Here is a 6,925-nt window from a genome sequence, read left to right on the forward strand (position 1 = left end):
CTTCTGCGTCCTCGTGCCATCGTTCTCGCGCCTTCCTCGTGCCCGCCGGATGTGTCCCTGCGTATTGGTGACCTTCTCGGCGGCGGCCCGACAACATAAATTTCTGTTGTCCTTGCCCGCGTCGGCGGTCTCCGTATCAGGAGAGCCATCACGGCCGGACTGCCGGATCCCACGCGGAGGAACGAACCCAGATGCCCGACAAGCCCAGAAGCGGACCCGACGCGGGCGTGGTGACGGCCGCGTGCGCGGGCGACCGGCCGGCCCTGGATCACCTGGTGACCCAGAGCCTGCCGCTGGTCTACAACATCGTCGGCCGGGCCCTGAACGGTCACGCCGACGTCGACGACGTCGTACAGGAGACGCTGTTGCGTATGGTGCGGGGGCTGCCGAAGCTGCGGGATCCCGCCGCGTTCCGGTCCTGGCTGGTGGCCATCACGATCAGGCAGGTCCGGGACCGTGAGCAGGCGCGGGCCGCGGACCGTGGCCGTAGGGCGCATCTGGAGGACGCGGAGGCGATCACCGACCCCGCGCTCGACTTCGCCGGACTGACCATCCTGCGGCTGGGGTTGACCGAGCAGCGCCGCGAGGTCGTCGAGGCCACCCGCTGGCTCGACCCGGACGATCAGGAACTGCTGTCCCTGTGGTGGCTGGAGGAGACCGGCGAACTGGAACGCGCCGAACTCGCCGGTGCGTTGGGGCTGTCCGACCGGCACGCTTCGGTCCGGGTGCAGCGCATGAAGAAGCAGATGGAGGTCTCGCGGGTCGTGGTGCGGGCGCTGGTGGCGGCGCCGCGCTGTGCGGAACTGGACGAGACGGCCGCCACCTGGGACGGGACGCCAAGTGCCCTGTGGCGCAAGCGGTTCGCCCGTCACATCCGCGGGTGTGCGGTGTGCGAGGGGCTGGACGAGGGGCTGCTTCCGATGGACCGGCTGCTCAGCGGGCTTCCGCTGGTGGCGGTGCCGGCCCGGTTCGACGTGTCTCGGGTGCTGGACGCCGCCCCGACCAACGCGTCCTCGGGGCACGGTGGCGCGCGTCGGCGGCACGGGCGCCGGCCCGGCCGTATCGGTGGCAAGCAGGTCGTGGGCGGTTCGGCGGCGGTCGCCGTCGCCGTGGTGGCCGCGCTGGTGGCACCCCGGCTGACGGGCGGCTCCTCCCCTACGACGGCGGAGGCATCGCCGTCTCCCGCTCCGGTGGTCAGCGCTTCGCCGAGCCCCACGCCCTCGCCCTCGATCTCCCCGAGCGCGTCCCCGAAGCCGAAGGCCAAGCCGAGTCCCTCGCCCTCGAAGCAGATCGCCGCCCCCGCGCACATGGCCTCCGGCGCCAAGAAGGGCGTCGGCGTGTGGTCGTTCGGCGGGGTGAGCCAGGCGCTCGCGGCCAGCGGGGCGAGCTGGTACTACACCTGGTCCACCCAGCACCCGGGCATCACGACACCCTCGTCGGGCTCCTTCGTGCCCATGATCTGGGGCGCGAAGTCCGTCACCGACGCCTCGCTCGCCCAGGCCCGGTCCTACGGCCCGTATCTGCTGGGGTTCAACGAACCCGACATGGCACAGCAGTCGAACATGACGGTCGACCAGGCGCTGGCGCTGTGGCCCAAGCTCATGGCGGCGGGCAAGATCCTGGGCAGCCCCGCGGTCGCCTACGGCGGGGACACGGCGGGCGGCTGGCTGGACCGTTTCATGTCCGGGGCCGCGGCGAAGGGGTACCGGGTCGACTTCATCACGCTGCACTGGTACGGCGGCGACTTCCGAACCCCGCAGGCGGTGGACCAGTTGAAGACGTACCTGGCCGCTGTGTACGCGCGCTACCACAAGCCGATCTGGCTCACCGAGTACGCGCTGATCGACTTCTCCCAGGGGACCCGTTTCCCGTCCGCGCAGCAGCAGGCGGACTTCGTCACCGCGTCCACCAAGGCCCTCGACGGCCTGCCCTACCTCCAGCGCTACGCGTGGTTCGGGCTGGGCGCGGATCCGTCGAAGCCGAGCAGCGGGCTCTTCACGGACGGTACGACGACGACCGCGGCGGGCCGGGCCTTCCAGTCCGCGGACTGATCCGGCCCGGCGCCCCCGTGCCCCGCGGGCTCAGGGGCTCACTCCCCAGGTGATGCGGTAGCCGCACTCTCCCGAGCAGGTGAGCACGCTGGTCGCGTCGTCGTTGACGTAGGAGTAGGCGAAGGGTTCGGCCTTCTTGAACACGGCCGCCGAATCGACGGGCCAGGACGAGGGGACGCACTGGGGGCGCGCCGCGTAGGCGCCCGTGCAGCAGGTCTTGTCCGTCTTGAACACCAGGCAGGCGCTCAGGCAGGCCACGACACGGCCGCCCCGGACGCGCTGCAACTTGGCGGGGCAGGTCGCGTTGGCGTCCCGGGTGCAGCCTGCGGCGGAGCAGCCGTTCGCGTCGATCCTGTCGCGGGACGTACCGCCGTAACTGTTGATCCACATCGGCAGGTTGTTGCCCTCGACCAGGCTGACGTCGTAGAAGTCCATGCCGTTCCAGGCGTTCAGGTTGAACTCGCCCAGAGTGGAAGGGAATTCACCCCAGGTCGAACCGCACTGGAAATGGCCGCAGTCCCCGGTCAGACAATGGCCGTCACCGGAGGCGTCGAAGGAGCAGCCGGTACGGGCCCATACCCGGACGTCCCAGTGATCGGGGACGGCGAAGCTCACGGAGGCCCCGGGGCGCAGCACCCAACCCGTGGCCTCCACTGGGTGTTTGGGGTCCGCCGCGATCGCGGGCCAGATCGTCTGGTCGAGCCGGTTGACCAGGGTGACGGTCCGCTTGCCGGGGCTCGCGGCCGCGCGGGACGGCGACGCGCGGACGGCGGACGACTTCCGTGCGTCGGGCGAGGGTGAGGGCGACTTTCGTGGCGCCGATGACGTGCTCGACGAGGGGCTGGGGAGGGCCGGGGTGCCAACTGTCCCCTCTGTGGTGCGCGTTGACGACGGACCCGCGACGGTACGGTCTCCTGCCGGGCTCCCCGTCTGCGTGCGGGCCAGCAGGACGCCGGTCACCACCGCGAGGCAGGTGAGGGCGGCTGCGGCGACCAGGGGCGCGCGGCGTGCGCGCCCTCGACGGCGGCTGGACAACCGGTGACGAGGCATGTCTGAACACTCCTGTCCGTTCCCACGTTCCGTCGCGCGGTGGTCCGGCCGACGGAGTCTTCCGTAGAGGAGACCGGCGGGCTTCGGGTCGGACAACGGAAACAGGGGCGGTAATACCGGTGCCGGGCGAGCGTGCCGAACGGGCTGCCGGTGAGCAGTGCTGGTCATAAGTCGATCAGAAGTTGGCAACCCGGCCGCGATTGATCCCCCGTACATTCGCGACAGCGGGGCCGAAGATCATCTGATCGGCCCGGAAGTCCGGATACCCGCGACCATGTTCTGAAATTGCTCTGGAGACACTCCGATGAAGATCGCCAAACGTCTCGTCCTCACCACCGCGGCCCTCACCGCCGTGACCGCCGCCACGCTCGCCAGCGCGACCGTCGGCCAGGCCGCCACCCCGCAGCAGCCCCTCCGCCTCGGCGTCACCGTCCCCGACGCCCTGAAGGTGCCCGACGGCAACAAGCTCACCGGCGTCTTCTCCGCCGCCGGTGTGCAGACCTACACCTGCACCAACGGCGCTTGGACACTGCTGGAGCCGGCCGCCACGCTCTGGGCCAGAAACGACCGTTCCAAGCGTCCCGTCGCCCTCCACTCCCGGGGCCCGGTGTGGGTGTCCACGGTGGACGGCAGCGCCGTCAACGGCTCCGCGGTCGCCAACTCGCCCAAGACCGGCACCATCCCCGAGCTGCTGCTGAAGTCCACCGCCACGCGCGGCACCGGGGTCTTCGCCGACGTCTCCTACGTCCAGCGCCTCAACACGCACGGCGGTGTCGCCCCGGCCGCCGCCTGCACCGGCACCGACCAGGTGAGCGTCCAGTACTCCGCCACGTACGCGTTCTACAAGCCCGCCAAGTGACGCCGTAGCGATGTGCGGGCAGTGGCCCTCGGTCGATCCGGGGGTCACTGCCGTGTGGGGTGCGTGACGGCTGAGCCCGCTCAACTCCCTTGTGGCGGCTCCTGTTCGGCCCTGATGCGGCCGTGCACCTCCCAGTCCCACACCGTCTCGCGCACCTCGTCGAGGGCCCGGGCCAGATGTCTGCGGTAGGTGCTGAACGCCAGGTTCAGCTTCCGCGCCACGGCGTCCTGGGTGGACGTCGAGTGGTACGTCATCGTCAGCACGTCGTGCAACTGCCGGGTCCGGGGATGGGCGTCGAGCCGCTGCACGGCCTTGCCGATCAGCTCGCGCAGCGCGGTCACCGGGTCGCCCTCGCTGAGTTCCTCCACCAGTCGGCTGCGCAGCAGCGGGTTGTCGGCGAGCCCGCCGGGGTCGAGCCAGCCGCGCAGCGCCTCGCGGACGGCGGCGTCCGACTCCTCCCGACTCAGCGTGGTGAGACGGGACTTCGGCTTCCCGGCCGCCACCGCCGGTGCCCCGCTGAGCAGCCGCGCGTCGATCCCCTCGGCCCACTCGTCCACCCGAGCGGCCCGCCAGTCGTGGCAGAACAGGCCGTATCCGCGATCGGCGTGGACGGCCTGGCCGGGCGGCTGGAACATGCCCATGTACGTCATCAGGGGCGCCCAGAACTTCGGTTCGGCGCTGACGAAACAGGACCAGGCGCAGTGCTTGGCGCGCAGCAGCTCGAAGACGATCCGCATGCGCACCAGGTCCCACGACCGCGAGGGGCGGTGATGGTTCTCCTCGTGCACCATGAACCGTGCCACACCGAGGTGTTCGCCCTGGCGCGGCGGAGTCATCGCGGAGACCAGCTCCCATGCCTCGGCCGTCACGGGGTCGGCCGCCCGGGTCTCGTCGTCGAGCGCGTCGACCCTCAACCAGGCCATGAATCCAAGTAGTTGACCCGTGCCGCTGCGGCGGTGGACGTGGAACGCCTCGGGCTGACGCCTCAACCAGTGGGCGACGCAACGGGAGGTGGGCTCGCCCTCGACCCTGCGGGTCAGCTCGATCAGGGCCGGGGCGTCCTCGGGCCGCAGGGGTTCCTCGTGGACGGCGGCTTCGTCCCGGCCGCCCTGGAACTCCCTCAGCCACTGGGCCCGGGAGACGATGTGGTTGAACTCGCGGGCGGCCCGCAGGGCTTCCTTCTCCGGCGCGTCGCGGACCAGCTCCACCAGGTGTCGGCGCACCGCGCGGTGCATGGCCCGGTACCGCTGCGGATCGCGCCAGCGCAAGTCGCTGTCGAGGGCGTCACGGACGACGTCGTACGGGCACACCCCGAAGGGCCCGGACCTCATGAACGACAACTGCCGTAGCCAGGCGAACAGTTCGGTTGCGTCCTCGTCGGGCAGGACCACGCGCAGGAGTTCCTCCGTGGTGTCGGCCACATGGCCGCACACTTCCAGCGCCCGGCGGTGCGCGGGCGACGGCGGCTTGCCGACGAGGTGGGTCAGCAGCCGGTCGACGACCGGGCGCAGGGGTGCCCAGAACACCTCGTCCGCCGAGGTGTTGCCGTGCGTCGCGGCGTCCGCGGCCAGCCGGAGGGCGAGGGGGTGGCCCGCGGCGAACCTGAGCAGGGCCGGGTGCAGGGAGGGGGCGACACCCCGCGAGGTGAGCAGGGCCGCGGCGTCGGCAGGTCCCAACTCCCTCAGCGGGACGACCTCCAGAGCCTCACTCCACGCGAGGTCCGCCTTCCAGAGGGGGTCGGGGGCGAGCCGGCCCGCGACGACGACCAGGACGCCGGCCGGTAACCGTGGCAGGAAGCGGTCGCGGATCCACTCCTCCATGTCCCGGTAGCGCTCGAAGTCGTCGACCAGCAGGACAGCGTTGTCCTGGACGAAGACTTCGGCGGCCGCCTCCTCGAAGGCGGCGGGGGAGAGTCCGACGGTACGGGCGTCCACGCCGACGACCGGCCGGCCGGCGCCGCGTGCCTCCGCGGCGAATCGTTGCAGCAGGGCGCTCTTTCCCATGCCTCCCGGTCCGTGCAGCACGATGACCGTCGGAGTGCCGGCTTCGCCGGCCAACGCCCGCCGGAAGAGGGCCAGTTCCCGCTCCCTGCCGACGAAGTACCGCAACCGGGCGGACGCCAGTCTGTCGGCCAGCACGGCGGAGTCTTCCTTCGCCATACGGTTCCTTTCCCCGGACCCGACCCCTTCGGACCGCTGCGAAACCTACCGGCTCGGGCCGGGAGATGCGGCCCCGGCCGACTCAACCGTCCCCGCACCGAAAGGAGTTGCCGAAGCAGCGGGACGACGCACAGAGCCACTGCGACTGAGCGACGCCGAGCCGCACGATCGGCTGTGGGCTGTGGCCCGCCGTGGTCGGTTTCCGGCGTGAGACACGGCCGGTGGCGGCCGGCGCAGGGTTCCCTGGGGCGGCTGCCGGACGCCGTCCCCGGAGTGAGTGGCTGGCGGTCGACGCGTTTGTTCGCCGGGAGCTTCGAGCCGCAGGCGGGTGCCCGTCGGGATTCGGCTCGCGGTGTCGGCCGGCTGACCGCGTGGAGATCGCCGCGCCGATCGAGCAGAGGCCGCGACCCGGGCGGGGCGGCGGACGGCAGGCCCCGCTCCGGGCGTGGCCGGGCTTGCTTGGCTCCCGTCCGGGGCGCGGCCTGCGCGATCCATTGTGGGCTGTGGGTCACGGTCTGGCGCGGCCCGTTTCCGGTGTGGGACACGGCGGTGCGGCTGGCGCAGGGCTTCCCGGGGCGGGCGTCAGACGCCCCTCCTCGGAGCGAGTGGCCGACAGCCGACGCGTTTCGCCGGGCACTCCGAGCCGCAGGCGGGTGCGCCCGTCGGGATTCGGCTCGCGGTGTCGGCCGGCCGACCGCGTGGAGATCGCCGCGCCGATCGAGCCGAGTTGGGACCCACGCGGGGCGGCGGACCGCAGGCCCCGCTCCGGGCGTGGCCGGGCTTGCTTGTCTCCCGTCCCGGTCGTA

General features: G+C 71.6%; 4 protein-coding genes. 2 read left to right on the plus strand and 2 right to left on the minus strand.

The annotated features are described in order from the left end of the window. Positions 1-191: 191 nt before the first annotated feature. On the plus strand, positions 192-2,051 hold the full coding sequence (locus tag ABZT04_RS17365; RefSeq protein WP_356057309.1) for a sigma-70 family RNA polymerase sigma factor: 1,860 nt from the start codon (positions 192-194) through the stop codon (positions 2,049-2,051). Positions 2,052-2,081: 30 nt separating this feature from the next. On the opposite strand, the gene ABZT04_RS17370 is transcribed toward ABZT04_RS17365, so the two are convergent. After that, positions 2,082-3,101: a thaumatin family protein gene (locus ABZT04_RS17370; RefSeq protein WP_356057312.1), complete on the minus strand. Its 1,020-nt coding sequence runs from the start codon at positions 3,099-3,101 to the stop codon at positions 2,082-2,084. Positions 3,102-3,405: 304 nt separating this feature from the next. On the opposite strand from ABZT04_RS17370, the gene ABZT04_RS17375 reads away from it, so the two are divergent. Then, the gene (locus ABZT04_RS17375; RefSeq protein WP_356057314.1) at positions 3,406-3,960 is read left to right on the plus strand and encodes a DUF3455 domain-containing protein; all 555 of its coding nucleotides are present in this window, start codon (positions 3,406-3,408) and stop codon (positions 3,958-3,960) included. An 80-nt stretch (positions 3,961-4,040) separates the two neighbouring features. Here ABZT04_RS17375 and ABZT04_RS17380 read toward each other — a convergent pair whose 3' ends face one another. Next, positions 4,041-6,119, minus strand: coding sequence for an AAA family ATPase (locus ABZT04_RS17380; RefSeq protein ID WP_356057316.1), 2,079 nt, complete (start codon positions 6,117-6,119; stop codon positions 4,041-4,043). Positions 6,120-6,925: the final 806 nt, after the last annotated feature.

This window comes from Streptomyces sp. NPDC005492 (genome assembly GCF_040605995.1).
Lineage (GTDB): Bacteria > Actinomycetota > Actinomycetes > Streptomycetales > Streptomycetaceae > Streptomyces.

Bases quoted from the DNA above. Each gene is read 5' to 3' on its own strand.
- ABZT04_RS17365 (WP_356057309.1), top strand. From the start codon at position 192: ATGCCCGACAAGCCCAGAAGCGGACCCGACGCGGGCGTGGTGACGGCC.
- ABZT04_RS17370 (WP_356057312.1), bottom strand. From the start codon at position 3,101: ATGCCTCGTCACCGGTTGTCCAGCCGCCGTCGAGGGCGCGCACGCCGC.
- ABZT04_RS17375 (WP_356057314.1), top strand. From the start codon at position 3,406: ATGAAGATCGCCAAACGTCTCGTCCTCACCACCGCGGCCCTCACCGCC.
- ABZT04_RS17380 (WP_356057316.1), bottom strand. From the start codon at position 6,119: ATGGCGAAGGAAGACTCCGCCGTGCTGGCCGACAGACTGGCGTCCGCC.